The following is a 15667-nucleotide window of genomic DNA, read 5'->3' on the forward strand; positions in this document are numbered from 1 at the left end:
CGTGCCGGGGCCGGGGTCGGGCGGGCCGGCGGCGTCGCGTCCGGCGCCCTGGTCGTCGACGTCGGCGATCAGCGCGCGCAGCAGCCGGACGGCGGGGTCGGCCGCGCCCTCGTCACCGTCGGCGCCGCGAGCGCACTCACCGGCACCGGCACCGGCAGCGGCGGCAGAACCCTCGGCGGCGGGGCCGGGGCGATCACTCGCCGGACGGCCACTCGCCGGACGGTCGCTCGCAGGGCGGTCGGTCGCCGAGCGGTCGGCCGCCATCCGGTCGGTGGCGCGGTCAGCCGCGGGGCGGGTGGTGGAACCGGCAGCGCGCCGCGCCGCCAGCGCGTCGATGATCGCGTCGGTACGGCGCACCGCGCCGAGGTCGGCGAGCAGGGTCACCGCCGGGGCCGGCGGCCGGCTCCCCGGCTCGCGGGTCGCGCCGGAGTTCGAAGGCCCGACCGGATCCGGGGCGCCAGGGCTCCGCTCCGTCAAGCGATCGACTCCTCTCTGGCCATCGCGCGGAGCCGGGCCAGGGCCCGGTGCTGCGCGACCCGTACCGCCCCCGCGGACATGCCCAGCACATTACCGGTCTCCTCCGCCGACAGGCCCGCCACCACGCGCAGCAGCACCAGCTCGCGCTGGTGGTCGGGAAGCCGCGTGAGCAGGTCGCGGGCGCGCTGCGCCTCGATGTAGCGGACCACGGTCTCCTCGGGTCCCGGACGGTCGTCCGGGCCGTCGGGCAGGTCCTCGGTGGGCACGGCCGCGCGGACCGCGCTGCGCAGCGCGTCGGCGATCTTGTGCGAGGCGATGCCGAAGACGAAGGACGCGAAGGGGCGTCCCATGTCGCGGTAGCGGGGCAGCGCCGACAGCACCGCGATGCAGACCTCCTGGGCCACGTCGTCGGCGATGTGGTACTGCCCGGAGACCCGGCCGAGGCGGGCGCGGCAGTAGCGCACGATCATCGGGCGGACCTCGCCGATGAGCACCTCGATCGCGCCCGGGTCGCCCTGGACGGCGAGGTTGGCGAGTTCCCGGAGGTCGCCGTCGCCCTCGTTCGCCGCGCGGAGCACGCGCATGCGGCGGCCGGTGTCGTGGCGCGGCGGAGGGGCCGGTCCCCCCGAGGGTTCGACAGCGCGCGCGGTCATGGTCCCGGCGTAGCTTCCCTCGGTCACGTCAAGCATGATGCCCAGCACCGCCGGGCGTGTCGCCACTGTCGTCGGCAACGGAATGGTCACAGTGCGAGGACGACCCCGGAAATACCACGCATTGCTGTCATCCGAGTGCCCAGAGTGCCGGTCCGGTCCTCCCGGAGCCACGGAATCGGCGGAACGGCGAGCCGCCAGAAGGGCGAAGCGGCGAAGCTGCGGAACGGCGGAACGGCGGAACGGCGGAACGGCGGAACGGCGGAACGGCGGAACGGCGAAGGCCCCCCGTCCGGTGTCGGACGGGGGACTCGGTGATCCCCACAGCGACGACCCCCGCCCGGCGTCGGACGGGGGGCTCGGTGGTCTCCACGGCGGAGGCCCCCGCCCGGTGAGGGGCGGGGGCCTCGGTGATCTCCGCGGCGGGCGAGCCGCTCGCCCGCCGAGACCGGATGATCAGTGGCCGTGACCGTGGCCGTGCCCGTGGCCGCCGGCCGCCGGCTCCTCCTCCTCGGGCTTGTCCACGACGAGCGCCTCGGTGGTGAGCAGCATGCCCGCGATCGACGCGGCGTTGGTGACGGCGGAACGGGTCACCTTGACCGGGTCGATGACGCCCTGGGCGATCAGGTCGCCGTACTCGCCGGTGGCGGCGTTGTAGCCGTGGCCGGCCTGCAGGTCCTGGACCTTGGAGACGACGACGTAGCCCTCCTGGCCGGCGTTCTCGGAGATCCAGCGCAGCGGCTCGACCAGCGCGCGGCGCACCGCGTCCGCGCCGGTGGCCTCGTCGCCGGACAGGCCGAGGGTGTCGAAGCCCTCCTTGGCCACGTGCACCAGCGCGCTGCCGCCGCCGGACACGATGCCCTCCTCGATCGCCGCGCGGGTCGCCGAGATGGCGTCCTCCAGGCGGTGCTTCTTCTCCTTCAGCTCCACCTCGGTGGCGGCGCCGACGCGCAGCACGCAGACCCCGCCGGCCAGCTTGGCCAGGCGCTCCTGCAGCTTCTCGCGGTCCCAGTCGGAGTCGGAGTTCTCGATCTCGACCTTGATCTGGTTGACCCGCGCGGTGATCTCGTCCGCGGAGCCCTCACCGTCGACGATGGTGGTGGCGTCCTTGGTGACGGTGATGCGGCGGGCGCGGCCGAGGTCCTCGAGCCCGATCGAGTCGAGCTTGAGGCCGATGGCCTCGCTGACGACCTGGCCGCCGGTGAGGGTGGCCATGTCGCCCAGCATCGCCTTGCGGCGGTCGCCGAAGCCCGGCGCCTTGACGGCGACGGAGGTGAAGGTGCCGCGGATCTTGTTGGCGACGAGCAGCGCGAGGGCCTCGCCCTCGACGTCCTCGGCGACGACCAGCAGCGGCTTCTTGGTCTGCGCGACCTTCTCCGCCAGCGGCAGGAACTCCTGCACGTTGGAGATCTTGCCGTCCACGATGAGCACGTAGGCGTCCTCCAGGACGGCCTCCATGCGCTCGGGGTCGGTGACCATGTGCGGCGACAGGTAGCCCTTGTCGAACTGGAGGCCCTCGGTGAACTCCAGCTCGAGGCCCATGGTGTGGGCCTCCTCGACGGTGATGACGCCGTCCTTGCCGACCTTGTCGAACGCCTCGGCGATCAGCTCGCCGATCTGCGCGTCCTGGGCGGAGATGGTGGCGACGTGCGCGATCTCGCCCTTCTCGTCGACCTCGCGGGCCGACTTCAGGAGCTGGTCGGACACGTACTGGGCGGCCGCGTCGATGCCGCGCTTGAGGCCGAGCGGCGAGGCGCCGGCGGCCACGTTGCGGATGCCCTCGCGGACCAGGGCCTGGGCGAGGACGGTCGCCGTGGTGGTGCCGTCGCCCGCGATGTCGTTGGTCTTGGTCGCCACTTCCTTGGCGAGCTGGGCCCCGAGGTTCTCGTAGGGGTCCTCCAGCTCCACCTCGCGGGCGATGGTGACGCCGTCGTTGGTGATGGTCGGCGCGCCGAACTTCTTGTCGATGACGACGTTGCGGCCGCGCGGGCCGATCGTCACCTTGACGGCGTCCGCGAGAGCGTTGACGCCGCGCTCAAGAGCCCGGCGAGCGTCCTCCTCGAACTCCAGGATCTTCGCCATGGGGTTGTCTCCTATGTCACGCGATCCGCCCCGGCCGCCCCGCCGGTGGGCGGCGCGGGCCGGGGCGGGCGCATCACGTCTCGGTGATTACTTCTCGATGACCGCGAGCACGTCGCGGGCCGAGAGGACGAGGTAGTCCTCGCCGTTGTACTTGACCTCGGTGCCGCCGTACTTGCTGTAGAGCACGACCTCGCCGACCTTGACGTCGACGGGGACGCGGTCGCCCTTGTCGTCGACGCGGCCCGGGCCGACGGCCAGGACGGTGCCCTCCTGCGGCTTCTCCTTGGCGGTGTCCGGGATCACCAGGCCGGAGGCGGTGGTGGTCTCGGCCTCAAGCGGCTGGACGACGATGCGGTCCTCGAGCGGCTTGAGAACAACCTTGGTGGCGGTCGTCACGATCTGACCTCCCCTTCGATTGGTCCTCGGCGGCCATGGCCGGCCGCCGGCACATGTGACAGAGAGGCGACCCTGGACCGGCCTGTCGTCGCGGGTGCCAGACCGACCTTGTCGCTGTGTTGGCACTCTCGCGGGGAGAGTGCCAGTCAGTGAGACTATGCCGTGCCCGTTGGCCCGTCAACACGGACACGGAGGCACGGCCCGCGCCGTTCCCGCCCGTTCACCCGCGGATCACCGGCGCGCCGCGGTCGGTACGGTCCAGGCATGGACATCGCGTCGTTCCGGGAGCTGCTCACCCCCGCCGGCCAGGCACTTCTCGCGGAGGCGGGCGAAGCGGACATCTCGGAGGCCGGGTTGCTGGGGACGGCGTCGCGGCTGCGCGAGCGGTACGGGGCGGACCTGGTGGCGGCGGCGCTGACGCAGGTGCGGTTGCGGCGGCGTGGCGAGACGAAATTCGGTTCTGACGCGAGCCGCATGTACTTCACCCAGGCGGGCTTGGAGCAGTCGACGCGTGCGAGCGTGGCGGCGCATCGCGCGCGGCGCTTCGCCTCGGGGCTTTCTGCGGGCGCGCGTGTACTGGAACTGGGGTGCGGCATCGGTGCCGACCTTATGGCGCGTTCACGGATGGGTCTGACGGGCGACGGCGCCGAACGCGATCCACTAACGGCCGAGGTGGCGAAAGCGAACGTGACGGCGTTCGGGTTGGACGACCTCGCGCGCGTGCGCGTAGGCGACGCCCTGGAGGAGGACCCGGACGGATACGCCGCCGTGTTCGCCGATCCCGGACGCCGGACGGCACGGGGCCGCGTCTTCGACCCGCGCTCCTACGAGCCGCCGCTCGACGCCGTCCTCGGGCTCGCCGGACGGGCACCGGCCGCGTGCGTGAAGGTCGCGCCCGGCATCCCGCACGAGGCCGTGCCGGAAGGCGCGGAGGCGGAGTGGGTGTCGGTCGCCGGCGACGTGAAGGAGGCCGCGCTGTGGCTCGGCGATCTCGCCGGTGACGTCGGACGCCGCGCAACCCTCCTGCCGTCCGGCGGCGCGTCCGGCGAACCGGGCGGCGAACCGGGCGGCGAACCGGACGGCCAGCGCGGGCACGGCGGGGAGGCGGTCACGCTGGTGCCCGGCGGGCTGGGCGACCCGGACGTCCGCCCCTGGGGCCGCTACCTCTACGAACCGGACGGGGCCGTGATCCGGGCGCATCTCGTCGCGGAGGTCGCGGACCTGGTCGGCGGCGGGCTGGCGGACCCGCACATCGCCTACGTCACGTCCGACGAGCTGCGCCCGACGCCGTTCGCGTCCGCCTACGAGATCGACGGGGTGCTGCCGTTCTCGGTGAAGCGGCTCAAGGCCGAGCTGCGGCGCCTCGGGACCGGGGTGCTGACGATCAAGAAGCGGGGGTCGGCGGTCGACGTGGACCGGCTCCGCCGCGACCTCGGCTTCGGCGGGCGGCGGGCCGGGTTCGGCGCCGCCGAGACCACGGTGGTGGTGACGCGGGTCGGCCGGGACCCGGTCGCCCTGCTCGCCCGCCCCGTCCCGCGCCCCGGGCGGCGGGGTGAGGCGGACGCCGACCCGCCCACGGCGGACCGCGCCCGTTAAACGGTCCAAAGATCTTCCGCGCGGCGCCGCAACGCCAAGGACGTCCGCGCGACGCACCATGGCCGTGCAAATCATTCGCGCTTTCCGGCATTGCGTTCACCAGGGATTCCGGGTGCCCGCCAAGGCGGGCGCGGCGGCCGGTGAATCGGCGCGGCGAGATCAACGGGCGGCGAAACACCAAGGCAGGTTCAGCGATCGGGTTCCGGCCTCCCACGAATGCCGGCCCGGAATGGCGGCGCGCCGGGCGGGAGCGCGGCCGGAGAAGCCCCCGGCCGCCGAGGCGCCGCGCCGGAGGGCCGGCTCGTGAACTGCCGATGTTGGACGAGATGTACGGACAGAGTCCCCGCCGCGGGGGCTCCGGCGGCGTCCGGGCGCCGGCCCGGCGACGGAACCGACCGCCACAATCGCCCCAGATCCCTCGAATCACAGAAATCACCTTATGGACGGTGATCATCGTCAATTCGAACCATCGGGATAACAGGCGCATTCTGCAGAACCCGCGACGTTCCCTGCTACCCGTTATAGCGGCGCTTCACACGCACTACAGTGGCGACTTCACGATTCATTGCCGTGCGCCATTTCGACGCGTCCGGCACACGAAGGAGCATCGGGTGGAAACGAATCACAACTTCCTGCAGACGGGGGGTCAACCGGTCTCGGATCGGATGCGGGAGTTGCTCGCCCGTGCGGCGCAGGACCACGTCTATGAACAGCGCTCACAGGGTCAGGTCCTGGACGAGATCCGCCAGCGGCTGGAGGGTATGGAGTGGCTGCTCCGCGAGGTCCGCGAGCGCGAGCTCAGCGGGCTGACCGGGCAGCTCGACAGCGTGCGGGGCCAGGTCGACGAGCTGGTCGGCAAGCCCCCCGAATGGGCCGAGGGGCTGGCCGAGCACATCGACGGCCTCGGCGAGCGGGTCAAGCCGGTCGCCGAGCTGCCGGCGCTGTGGGCCGACGTCGGCGTCGTCGCCGAGAACGTCGACGAGGGCCTGACCCGCATCCAGGCCGTCCTCGACTCCGCGCAGCACATCACCGACGCCACCCAGCAGGCGTCGCAGCGCATGGAGGAGATGACCAAGCGGCTGGACAAGCTCCAGGGCAGCATGGAGGCCGCGTCCGTCCGCTTCAACCGGCTGGACAAGTCGCTGGCCGAGCTCGGGCACCGGTCCGAGCGGCTGGAGCACTCGATCAACGGCGTCACGGCGCGGGTCGACCAGGCGCTCGGCGAGATGGCCGAGCGGATGGAGCAGGGTCTTGAGGCGGTCAACGGCCGGGTCGAGGGCGTCGGCGGCCGCCTCGACGGGCTGGACGGCCGGCTGGACGGGGTCGACGGGCGCCTCGAGGGCCTGTCGGGCAAGCTGGAGGGCCTGGACGGCCGGTTCGAGAGCATCGAGGGCCGCATCGACGGCGTGGGCGAGCGGATCGGCCGGCTCCCGGCCACGCTGGAGATCGCCGAGATGCACCGGGTGCTGGGCGAGCTGGCGCGGCGGCCGCCGGTGGACCACAGCGACCGGTTCGACGCGCTGGAGAAGCACCTGGCCGACGCGGTCGACCCGCTGATCGAGGAGCTGCGCGCCCGGCCGGACCGCGACGAGGTCAAGGCCACGATGTCGCAGATCGCCGAGACGGCCTACAGCGACGTCGCCAGGCGCATGGACGAGTTCTCCCGCCGGTTCGAGGACGTGCACGAGGACGTCAGCAAGCGGATCGAGGGCATCCACGAGGAGGTCGCCAAGCGCGTCGACGTGGCGCTGGAGGAGTTCACCGCGCAGATCGACCTCGTGTCCCGCCGGGTGGAGTCGGTGCACACCGACGTCACCAAGCAGGTCGAGTCCGTGCACAGCGAGGTGGCGCGGCAGGTCAGCGGGGTGCACGACGACTTCGGCAAGCGGATCGGGGACATCCACGAGGACGTCAGCCGGCAGGTCGGCGCCATCCACGAGGGCGTCGCCAAGCAGGTCGCCGGGATGCAGGAGGACGTGGCCCGGCAGGTCGGCGGCGCGCAGGAGGAGTTCGGCCGCCGGGTGGACGGGGTGCAGGACGAGGTGACGCGCCGGGCCGAGGCGGTGCAGGCCGAGTTCGCCAAGCGGTTCTCCCGCGTGGAGGACGAGGTCGGCCGGAAGGTCGACGGCGTCCACGACGATGTGTCCAAGCAGGTCAACGCGGTGCACGAGGACGTGCTGAAGCGGCTGTCCACCCTGGAGGAGACGATGCTGGCGCTGGCGGAGGCGCTGCTGCGCCCGCGCCGGGACGGCAAGGACTAGCGGCGGGGCGCGGGCTCCGGGGAAGCGGGGCGGGTGGGGTCGCGGCGCGGCCCCACCCTGCGCCCGTGCCGCCTCCGCCCCCGCTCCCGCCGCCCCTGCCGCCGCTCGGCACCGCACGCTCCGGATACCCAACTGGATCCATTGAGTTTGTCCCGGTAACCGGCGCGATGACCGGAGAGCCTCCGCCAAGACCCCGCGATGACGTGCATTTTGTTACGTTCCGTCTTCGCAAAATCACTCCCAATACCCTTCGGAATCCGTTTTCATGGATCTCGTGACTCGCACACCGGCTCCCTGCCTGCCGACCGGCGCCCCACCCGGCCACGCCACCCTGCGCTGGGTCGAGGGCTGCCTCGGCACGGGCGCCGAGGTGCGGATGGTGCGGCCGCTGCCCGGCGGCACCGCGCACGCCAACCACGCGCTCGTCGTCGAGACGCCGTCCGGCAGCGCGCACCGGCTCGTGCTGCGCCGCTGGACCGGCCGCGACAGCGGCCTCGACGCGGGCCCCGGCCGCCGCTCCTACGGCGACACCGAGTTCTCCCCCGAACGCGAGATCGCCGCGCTCGCGCTGCTCGCCGGCTGCGAGATCCCGACCCCCGGGCTCGTCGCCGCCGACCCGTCCGGCGCGCACTGCGACGTCCCCGCGCTGCTGATCACCCGACTGGTCGGGCACCCGCCCCGCCCGTCCCCCGACGACCTGCCCGAGTACCTCATCCAGTTGGCCGCCGCCCTGCTGCCGGTACACGCGCTGAACGGCGCGTCCACGATGCCGCCGTACGTCCCGTACAACCGGCTCGACCAGCGGCTCCCGCCCAAGCACGCGCTCCGCCCGCAGCTGTGGGAACGCGCCTTCGAGGTCGCCGCCGGGCCCGCCCCCGAGGCGCCCGCCCGGTTCGTCCACCGCGACTACCACCCCGACAACACGCTGTGGTCCTACGGCAAGCTGACCGGCGTCGTCGACTGGTCGGACGCCTCGTCCGGGCCGGTCGCCGTCGACGTCGCCCGGATGCGCCGCGGCCTCGCGCTCCGCTACGGCGTGCCCGTCGCCGACCGCTTCCTCGCCGCGTTCGACCAGGTCTCCGGCGGCCACGAGCACCACCCGTACTGGGACGTCCGCTGCCTGCTCGACCTGCTCCCCGAGGACGACGGCCGCATCGTCGACGAGGCCAAGGTCCCCCTCTTCGAGGACTACCTCGACGACCTGCTCGGCCGCTGCTGACCAACCCCGGCCGCGGCGTTGCGATCGCGAGCGAAGCCGAGTTCGAGCCTGCGAGAACTCGATCGCGCAGCGAGCCCCCCAGGGCGAGTCGGAGCGATGCAGCGAGCGCCGCAGTGCCCCTTGAAGGAAGGCGCCCTGGCGCCTGACGCCGAGGGTGCTGCAATGACTACAGCGTGATGGACTCGATGGGGAGGCTGGAGTCGGCGGGGAGGTCCAGGTCGGACGGGTCGAGGCCGGCGGCGACGAGTTCGGAGCCGAGCGCGGCGACCATCGCGCCGTTGTCGGTGCACAGCTTCGGGCGCGGCACGCGCAGCCGGACGCCGGCGGCCTCGCAGCGCTCGGCGGCCAGGGCCCGCAGCCGGGAGTTCGCCGCGACGCCGCCGCCGATCAGCAGGTCGTGCACGCCGTTGTCCTTGCAGACCTTGAGGGCCTTCTGGGTGAGGACGTCCACGACGGCCTCCTGGAAGGACGCGGCGACGTCGGCGACCGGCACGGCCTCGCCCGCGCGCTCCTTCGCCTCCACCCAGCGGGCCACGGCCGTCTTCAGGCCGGAGAACGAGAAGTCGTAGGTGCCGTCGTTGTACTTGCCGCGCGGGAACGCGATCGCGGCGGGGTCGCCCTCGCGGGCCATCCGGTCGATCACCGGGCCGCCGGGGAAGCCGAGGCCGAGGACCCGCGCGACCTTGTCGAACGCTTCACCCGCCGCATCGTCGACGGTGCTGCCGAGCGAGCGGACGTCGCCCGCCACGTCCGGGACCAGCAGCAGCGAGGAGTGCCCGCCGGACACCAGCATCGCGACGCACGGCTTCGGCAGCGGCCCGTGCTCCAGCTGGTCGACGCAGACGTGCGCGGCGAGGTGGTTGACGCCGTACAGCGGCTTGCCGAGCGACAGCGCGTACGCCTTGGCCGCGGCGACGCCGACCATCAGCGCGCCGGGCAGCCCGGGGCCGGCGGTGACGGCGAACGCGTCGATGTCGGTGAACGCCACGCCCGCCTCGTTCAGCGCCCGTTCGACGGTCGGGCCCATCGCCTCCAGGTGCGCGCGGGACGCGACCTCGGGCACGACGCCGCCGAACCGGGCGTGCTGCTCGACGCTGGAGGCGATCGCGTCGGCGAGCAGCGTGTGCCCGCGGACGACGCCGACGCCCGTCTCGTCGCACGAGGTCTCGATGCCGAGGACGAGCGGCTCTTCGCGGATCATCAGTTCCCCCTGGTGAAGCCCACCGGGCGGCGCTCCAGGCGGCGGCACATCACGACCGCGTCCACGTCGGCGGGCTGGTAGTAGCGCTTGCGGACGCCGACCTCGAAGAACCCGAACCGCTCGTAGAGCCGGCGCGCGGCCGGGTTGTCGGCGCGGACCTCCAGGAAGACCGCCTCGGCGTTGCGCCGGGACGCCTCGTCGATCAGCTCGGTGAGCAGCGCCGCGCCGATCCCGGCGCCGCGGCGGTCGGCGCGGACGCCGATCGTCTGCACGTCGGCCTGGCCGCCCGCGGCGGCGAGCCCCGCGTAGCCGACGATGTCGCCGCCGGGCTCCTCGGCGACGACGTAGTGGCGGGTGCCGGGCTGCCCGGCGAGCTCGTCGGCGAGCATCTGCGGGCTCCACGCGTCGTCGGGGAACAGCGTCTGCTCCAGCAGGTGGACGTCCGCGAGGTCCTTCGGGGTCATCCCGCGGAGCACGACGCCGGTCGCCATGCCGGTCACCGGGGCGTCACCTTCTTGCGCGGGCCGGGCTCCTGGGCGTCGGGCCTGCGCAGGTAGAGCGGTTCGGGCGGGAGGAGGTCGGGGCCCTTCTCGCCGGCGAGGCGCGCGACGGCGAGCTCCGCGACGGCGGACGCGGTGGGCAGCAGCGGCTCGTGCCCGGACTCCCCGAGCACCTCCGGGTACAGGGCGGCGCCCTCGCCGATGACGGGGAGCCCTTCCGGCGCGCCGTCCAGGACGTCGGCGGCGGGGCCGACGGCGGGCTCGGTTCCGCGCGCGCGCGACGAGGCGTACCGCGCCCAGTACACCTCCTTGCGGCGGGCGTCCGTGGCGACGGCGAACGGCTCGTCGCGTCCGGAGGCCCAGGCGATGGCGTCGAGGGTGCAGACGCCGTGCACCGGGACGCCCAGGGACGCGCCCATGGCGCGGGCCGTGACCAGCCCGACCCGCAGGCCCGTGTACGGGCCGGGGCCGACGCCGACGGCGATCGCGCTGAGGGTGTCGGGGGCCGCGCCGGCCTCCGCCAGCACCGCCTTGATGGAGGGGGTGAGCAGCTCGGTGTGCCGGCGCCGGTCGACGGCCTCGGCGTGGCCGCGGCGCCGCGCGCCCTCGCCGGGGATCCACTCATGAAGCGCCACCGTGATCGCGGCGGTCGCGGTGTCGAAAGCCAAGACCAGCACGGGTTGTAAGCCTAGTCCAGACTCCGCCCTGCACGGTGCCTCATCTGGGATGGGGCCGACTCAGGGGGCAGGGGAGGCCGGGCGGGGGCGGGGCGAGGCCGGGCGGGGGCGGGGCGCGGCCGGTGGTCAGGCCTTGTCGAGCGCCTGCAGGACGGTCTTGGCCGCCTCGGTGGCGCCGTCGCCGGCGTCCTTGGACGACAGCGGGTCGCCGCCGTCGGAGCCGGAGTAGTGGATCGTGACCAGGACGTTCGCGAGCCGCACGTTGGTGATCGCCTCGCCGGAGCCCTGCCCCTTGTCGACGCTGTAGACCAGGTAGCCCTCGTCGCCGACGCCCTGGAGGGCGCTCTTCTCGGTCAGCTCCTGGCCGGCGAGCAGCGACTTGCCGGACTCGTCGGCGCCGCGCTCGGAGGCGATGGTGCTCTGCGCGACGGCGGTCGGGGTCTGCGAGGCGGTCCCGGCGATCGCGCGCAGCTCGACGGTGAGCTGGCGCTTGTTGTCGCCCGCGTAGGCGCCCCAGACGCAGCCGTTCTGCTGCTCGTTGTTCTGGTAGTTGTCGGCCGGGTTCTGCTCGGCGCCGGGGGCGAGCCGGTTGATCAGGTCGCCGCCCACGACGGAGCAGGAGTCGGGCACCTCGGTGCGCTCGCCGCTGGCGGTCGGGGAGCTGTCGGCGGCGCCGCTGCCGACGGCCTGGCCGGTCCCGTGCTCGGATCCGCCGCCGACGCCGTGCAGGATGACGAACACGGCGAGGGCGCAGGCCGCCACGGCGCCGCCCGCGGCCAGGAAGATCGCGCCGCGCCGGCCGCCGCGGCGTTCGCGGGCGACCCGGTGGCTGCCGCTGCCGGCCCGGTAACCGCCGCTGCCCGTCCGGTGGCCGCCGCTGCCGGACGGGTATCCCCCGCTCCCCGACCCGTAGCCGCCGCTCTCCGACGCGTAGCCGCCGCTGCCGGACGCGTAGCCGCCGCTGCCCGAGCGCCGGCCGGCGCCCTCCGAGCGGTGGTCGCCGCTGCCGAACCGGTAGTCGCCGCTGTCGGACTCGTACCGGTCCCGCCGGGAGTAGCCGCCGCTGTCGGCCGGGTAGTTGCCGCTGCCGGTCCCGGTCTCGTAGCTGCCGCCCGTCCGGTAGTCGCCGATCGGGTAGCTCCCGCTCTCGGACGGGTAGCCGCCGGAAGGGGAGCCACCGGAAGGGGAGCCGCCGGAAGGGGAGCCGCCGGAGGGGTAGCGGCCACTTTCGGACGAGTACGCACCGCTCGCGGTCGAGTACCGTCCGCTTTCGGACGGCGAACCGGCGCCCTGCGCCGGGTAGCCGCCGGTCGAGTAGCGGCCGCTCTCGCCGGACTGGCCGCCGTCTTGCACGGGGTACCCGCCGGTGGAGTAGCCGCCGGTCGGGTATCCGCCGGTGGAGTACTGGCCGGTGGAGTAGCTACCGGTCGGGTAGCCGCCCGTGGAGTAGCCGCCGGACGCCTGGCCTCCGCCTTCGGACGAGGGTACGCCGCCGGAGCCGGGCGCGGTCGGGTAGCCGCCGGAGCCGCTCTCGTAGCCCCCGGCGCTCGCCTGGTGGCCGCCCGTGCCCGAGGCACGGCGGCCGTCCTGTCCCGGGTACGGCCCGTACTCGCCGTCCCCCGTGCGGTTCTCGCCGCTGCGATGGCTGCCACTCACCGGATCCCACTCCTGCTGTGAGGAAATCTCTGATATGTCGCGAAGGTGAGGTTCGTTCCGGCAAAGAGTACGACATCTCACAGCAAAGTGGTCCGGAGGCACTTACGAAATTCGGAGAAGATCTCCGATCCTTCTCAGTCCAGGTCGGCGGGCAGGTCGCGCCAGCGATCACCCACGCCTTCGATCCTTACTTCCCGCGTCTCGCCCGGCCCGTCCCCGCGCGAAATGATCACTTCCAGCCGGTCGTCCGCGAGGCCCTCCGCGAGCCCTTCTCCCCATTCCACGATCGTCACCGATTCCGCCACCGAGGCGTCGAGATCGAGATCGTCCAACTCGGCGAAACCGCCCAGCCGGTAGGCGTCCACGTGCACCAGCGGCGGCCCGCCCGCCAGCGACGGATGCACCCGCGCGATCACGAACGTCGGCGAGGTGATCGGGCCGCGGACCTTCAGGCCCTCCCCGATCCCCTGCGTCAGCGTCGTCTTGCCCGCGCCGAGCCGACCCGTCATCACCAGCAGGTCCCCGGCCCGCAGCAGCCCGGCCAGCCGGACCCCCAGCTCGCGCATGTCCCGGTCGGTCGGGACGGTCACCGTCATGGCGTTCACGCCGTGCGCTCCTCCTCGTCCTTCTCGCAGCCGGGACGGACGCGCTCGACCAGCCGGCGCAGCCCGCCGGTGACCACGCCCGGGTACTCCAGCGGCAGCACGTGCCCGGCCTCCTCCACCTCTACCAACTCGGCGTCCGGCAGCGCCGCCGCGATGCGGCGGCCGTGCTCCGGCGGGGTCAGCCGGTCCCGGCCGCCCACCAGCACCAGCGCCGGCACCCGGCCCAGCGTCTCCAGCGCGTCCAGCTTGTCGTGCACCATCAGCGCCGGATAGAACTCCGCGATCACGTCGATCGGGGTCGCCCTGATCATCTGCTCCAGGAAGTCCACCACCGTCGGGCTGACGTGCTTGTCGGCGAACGCCATCTTCCGCGTCACGACGAACGCCAGGTCGGCGCCCAGCCCGCGGGCCCGGTCCACCAGGTCGGCGCGCCGCCCGAGGCCCCGCAGCGTCCGCGGCGCCAGCGGCCGGACGGCCTTCGCCAGCAGCAGCGGCAGCCCCAGCGTCATCTCCGCCAGATCGCCGCACGAGGTGTTCACCAGCGCGACGCCGACGACCCGCGGCCCGAACAGCTCCGGGTGCGCGTCCGCCAGCGCCATGATCGACATGCCGCCCATCGAGTGCCCGACGAGGACCACCGGCCCCCGCGGAGCCGTCGCCTCCAGCACCGCGTACAGGTCCTCGCCGGTCTGCTCGATCGTCGCGCTCGCCGGGTCGCTGCGCCCCGACCGGCCGTGGCTGCGCTGGTCCCAGAACACCGTCCGCAGCCGTCCCCGCAGGTCACGGCGCTGGTAGTGCCACGAGTCGCGGTTCAGGCAGTAGCCGTGGCAGAACACGACCGTGAGGCCCGCGTCGTCCGGGCCGTCCACCTCGGCGTGCAGCTCCAGGCCGTCGGAGGCGCGGACGGTCAGCTCCCGGCCGCGCAGCTCGCCGAACGGCTCGCCCGCGTCCGGGTCGGGACGCAGCCGCACCCGGCCCACCGCCAGATGCCGCAGGCCCACCGCCGCGCCGACCCCGGCCGCGCCGACGCCCGCGACGACCCCGGCGACGCCGATCCGCCGCCTGCTCCTAGCGTCCATGCTCACGCCCCCTGCCGCCCCCGGTACGTCCTCGGCACCCGGGCCCCGATGCGGGTGACGATCTCATACGAGATCGTGCCGAGCGCGTCCGCCCACTCCTGCGCGGTCGGCTCGCCCCGGTCGCCCGGCCCGAACAGCACGATCTCCTCCCCCGCCGCCAGCTCGTCGTCGCCGAGGTCGATGACGAACTGGTCCATGCAGACCCGCCCGGCGATCGTCCGGCGGCGCCCGGCCGCGAGGACCTCCAGCACGTTCGACCCGTGCCGCGGGATGCCGTCCCCGTACCCGGCGGGCACCACCGCGAGGTTCGTCTCCCGCGCCGTGAAGTACGTGTGCCCGTAGGACACGCCGCTGCCCGCCGGGACCCGCTTGACCAGCGCCGCGTCCGCGACCAGCGTCATCGCGGGCCGCAGTCCGAAGGTACCGAGCGACGGCACCGGCGTGAGCCCGTACGTCGCGATGCCCGGCCGGACGACGTCGAAGCGCGCCTCCGGCAGCGTCAGCGCTGCCGCCGAGTTCGCCAGATGCCGGACCTCCAGCTGCGCGCCCGCCTTCTCCGCGTGCTCCACCATCTCGGTGAACGCCCCGATCTGGGTGCCGATCGACGGATGGCCCGGCTCGTCCGCGCAGGCGAAGTGCGACATCGCCCCCACCACCCGCAGATGCCCGGCCGCCTCCGCCTTCAGCGCCGCGTCCACCAGGTCGTGCCAGTCCTGCCCGCGCGCGCCGCCCCGCGTCATGCCCGTGTCGGCCTTCAGATGCACCCGCGCCGGGCGCCCCGCCTTCTCCGCCGCGTGGACCAGCTCGTCCACCAGCCACAGCGCGCCCACGGTGACGTCGACGTCGCGCGCCACGGCCTGCTCGTACGGCTCGCCGGGCACGCCCAGGCACACCAGCGTCCGGACGTCCACGCCCGCGTCCCGCAGCGCCAGCGCCTCCGCCAGCTTCGCCACGCCGAGCCACGTCGCGCCGCCGGCCAGCGCCGCGCGCCCCGCCTCCACCAGGCCGTGCCCGTACGCCTCGGCCTTCACCATCGCCATCACCTCGGCGCCGCCCGCCTTCTCGCGCAGCAGCCCGACGTTCCCGGCAATGGCGTCCAGATCGACGCGCGCCTCCGCAGGAACCCTCATGGTTACCCAGTGTGCCGTTCCCGAGGCCGTGCCCGAAGCATCCCGGACAGGCCCCGTCCCCCGGTGGGCCCACCGCCGTGGGCCCTTTGCCCGATTTGACGCACCCCGTCCGCACCGGGTTCAACGTCCGAGGCCGCG

Annotated in this window: 13 protein-coding genes and 1 pseudogene; 3 read left to right on the forward strand and 11 right to left on the reverse strand. The window is 73.6% G+C overall.

The genetic code is table 11. The features are described 5' to 3' along the window. The 4 genes and pseudogenes from F9B16_RS25740 to groES form a co-directional block, all read right to left on the reverse strand. Positions 1 to 477 (reverse strand): annotated as a pseudogene (locus F9B16_RS25740) (hypothetical protein); the annotation flags it as partial. Next, positions 474 to 1061 (reverse strand): sigma-70 family RNA polymerase sigma factor, encoded by a 588-nt coding sequence (locus tag F9B16_RS25745; protein ID WP_151542703.1) that lies wholly within the window; start codon positions 1059 to 1061, stop codon positions 474 to 476. The gene F9B16_RS25745 and the pseudogene F9B16_RS25740, both read right to left, overlap by 4 nt. Before the next feature lie 522 nt (positions 1062 to 1583). After that, positions 1584 to 3209, reverse strand: a complete 1626-nt coding sequence (gene groL, locus F9B16_RS25750; RefSeq protein WP_151542704.1) for a chaperonin GroEL — start codon at positions 3207 to 3209, stop codon at positions 1584 to 1586. 87 nt (positions 3210 to 3296) lie between these two features. Then, positions 3297 to 3605 (reverse strand): co-chaperone GroES, encoded by a 309-nt coding sequence (groES, locus tag F9B16_RS25755; protein WP_151542705.1) that lies wholly within the window; start codon positions 3603 to 3605, stop codon positions 3297 to 3299. A gap of 264 nt (positions 3606 to 3869) precedes the next feature. Between groES and F9B16_RS53695 the strand changes: the two genes are divergently transcribed. The 3 genes from F9B16_RS53695 to F9B16_RS25770 all read left to right on the forward strand — a co-directional run bounded on the left by F9B16_RS53695 (position 3870) and on the right by F9B16_RS25770 (position 8681). Beyond that, the gene (locus tag F9B16_RS53695; protein ID WP_151542706.1) at positions 3870 to 5201 is read left to right on the forward strand and encodes a class I SAM-dependent methyltransferase; all 1332 of its coding nucleotides are present in this window, start codon (positions 3870 to 3872) and stop codon (positions 5199 to 5201) included. A gap of 611 nt (positions 5202 to 5812) precedes the next feature. Continuing rightward, a complete protein-coding gene (locus F9B16_RS53700; protein ID WP_151542707.1) occupies positions 5813 to 7462 on the forward strand; it encodes an apolipoprotein A1/A4/E domain-containing protein in 1650 nt (549 codons plus the stop codon). 265 nt (positions 7463 to 7727) lie between these two features. After that, positions 7728 to 8681, forward strand: coding sequence for a phosphotransferase family protein (locus F9B16_RS25770; protein ID WP_151542708.1), 954 nt, complete (start codon positions 7728 to 7730; stop codon positions 8679 to 8681). A gap of 166 nt (positions 8682 to 8847) precedes the next feature. On the opposite strand, the gene tsaD is transcribed toward F9B16_RS25770, so the two are convergent. The 7 genes from tsaD to alr all read right to left on the reverse strand — a co-directional run bounded on the left by tsaD (position 8848) and on the right by alr (position 15529). Further along, positions 8848 to 9882, reverse strand: a complete 1035-nt coding sequence (gene tsaD / locus F9B16_RS25775) for a tRNA (adenosine(37)-N6)-threonylcarbamoyltransferase complex transferase subunit TsaD (RefSeq protein WP_225991942.1) — start codon at positions 9880 to 9882, stop codon at positions 8848 to 8850. Beyond that, on the reverse strand, positions 9882 to 10373 hold the full coding sequence (gene rimI, locus F9B16_RS25780) for a ribosomal protein S18-alanine N-acetyltransferase (protein WP_151542734.1): 492 nt from the start codon (positions 10371 to 10373) through the stop codon (positions 9882 to 9884). Before rimI ends, tsaD begins: the two co-directional genes overlap by 1 nt. Before the next feature lie 5 nt (positions 10374 to 10378). Then, positions 10379 to 11059 (reverse strand): tRNA (adenosine(37)-N6)-threonylcarbamoyltransferase complex dimerization subunit type 1 TsaB, encoded by a 681-nt coding sequence (gene tsaB / locus F9B16_RS25785; RefSeq protein WP_151542709.1) that lies wholly within the window; start codon positions 11057 to 11059, stop codon positions 10379 to 10381. Positions 11060 to 11185: 126 nt separating this feature from the next. After that, on the reverse strand, positions 11186 to 12715 hold the full coding sequence (locus tag F9B16_RS25790; protein WP_151542710.1) for a hypothetical protein: 1530 nt from the start codon (positions 12713 to 12715) through the stop codon (positions 11186 to 11188). Positions 12716 to 12849: 134 nt separating this feature from the next. Next, positions 12850 to 13311 carry a tRNA (adenosine(37)-N6)-threonylcarbamoyltransferase complex ATPase subunit type 1 TsaE gene (gene tsaE, locus F9B16_RS25795; protein WP_151542735.1) on the reverse strand — a complete coding sequence of 154 codons (462 nt, stop codon included), beginning with the start codon at positions 13309 to 13311 and terminating at the stop codon, positions 12850 to 12852. A 5-nt stretch (positions 13312 to 13316) separates the two neighbouring features. Next, complete coding sequence (locus F9B16_RS25800) at positions 13317 to 14399, reverse strand: alpha/beta fold hydrolase (RefSeq protein ID WP_151542711.1); 1083 nt, start codon at positions 14397 to 14399, stop codon at positions 13317 to 13319. Between the two features lie 2 nt (positions 14400 to 14401). Further along, on the reverse strand, positions 14402 to 15529 hold the full coding sequence (gene alr, locus F9B16_RS25805; RefSeq protein WP_151542712.1) for an alanine racemase: 1128 nt from the start codon (positions 15527 to 15529) through the stop codon (positions 14402 to 14404). Positions 15530 to 15667: the final 138 nt, after the last annotated feature.

The sequence above is a fragment of the Actinomadura montaniterrae genome (assembly GCF_008923365.1).
Classification (GTDB): domain Bacteria; phylum Actinomycetota; class Actinomycetes; order Streptosporangiales; family Streptosporangiaceae; genus Spirillospora; species Spirillospora montaniterrae.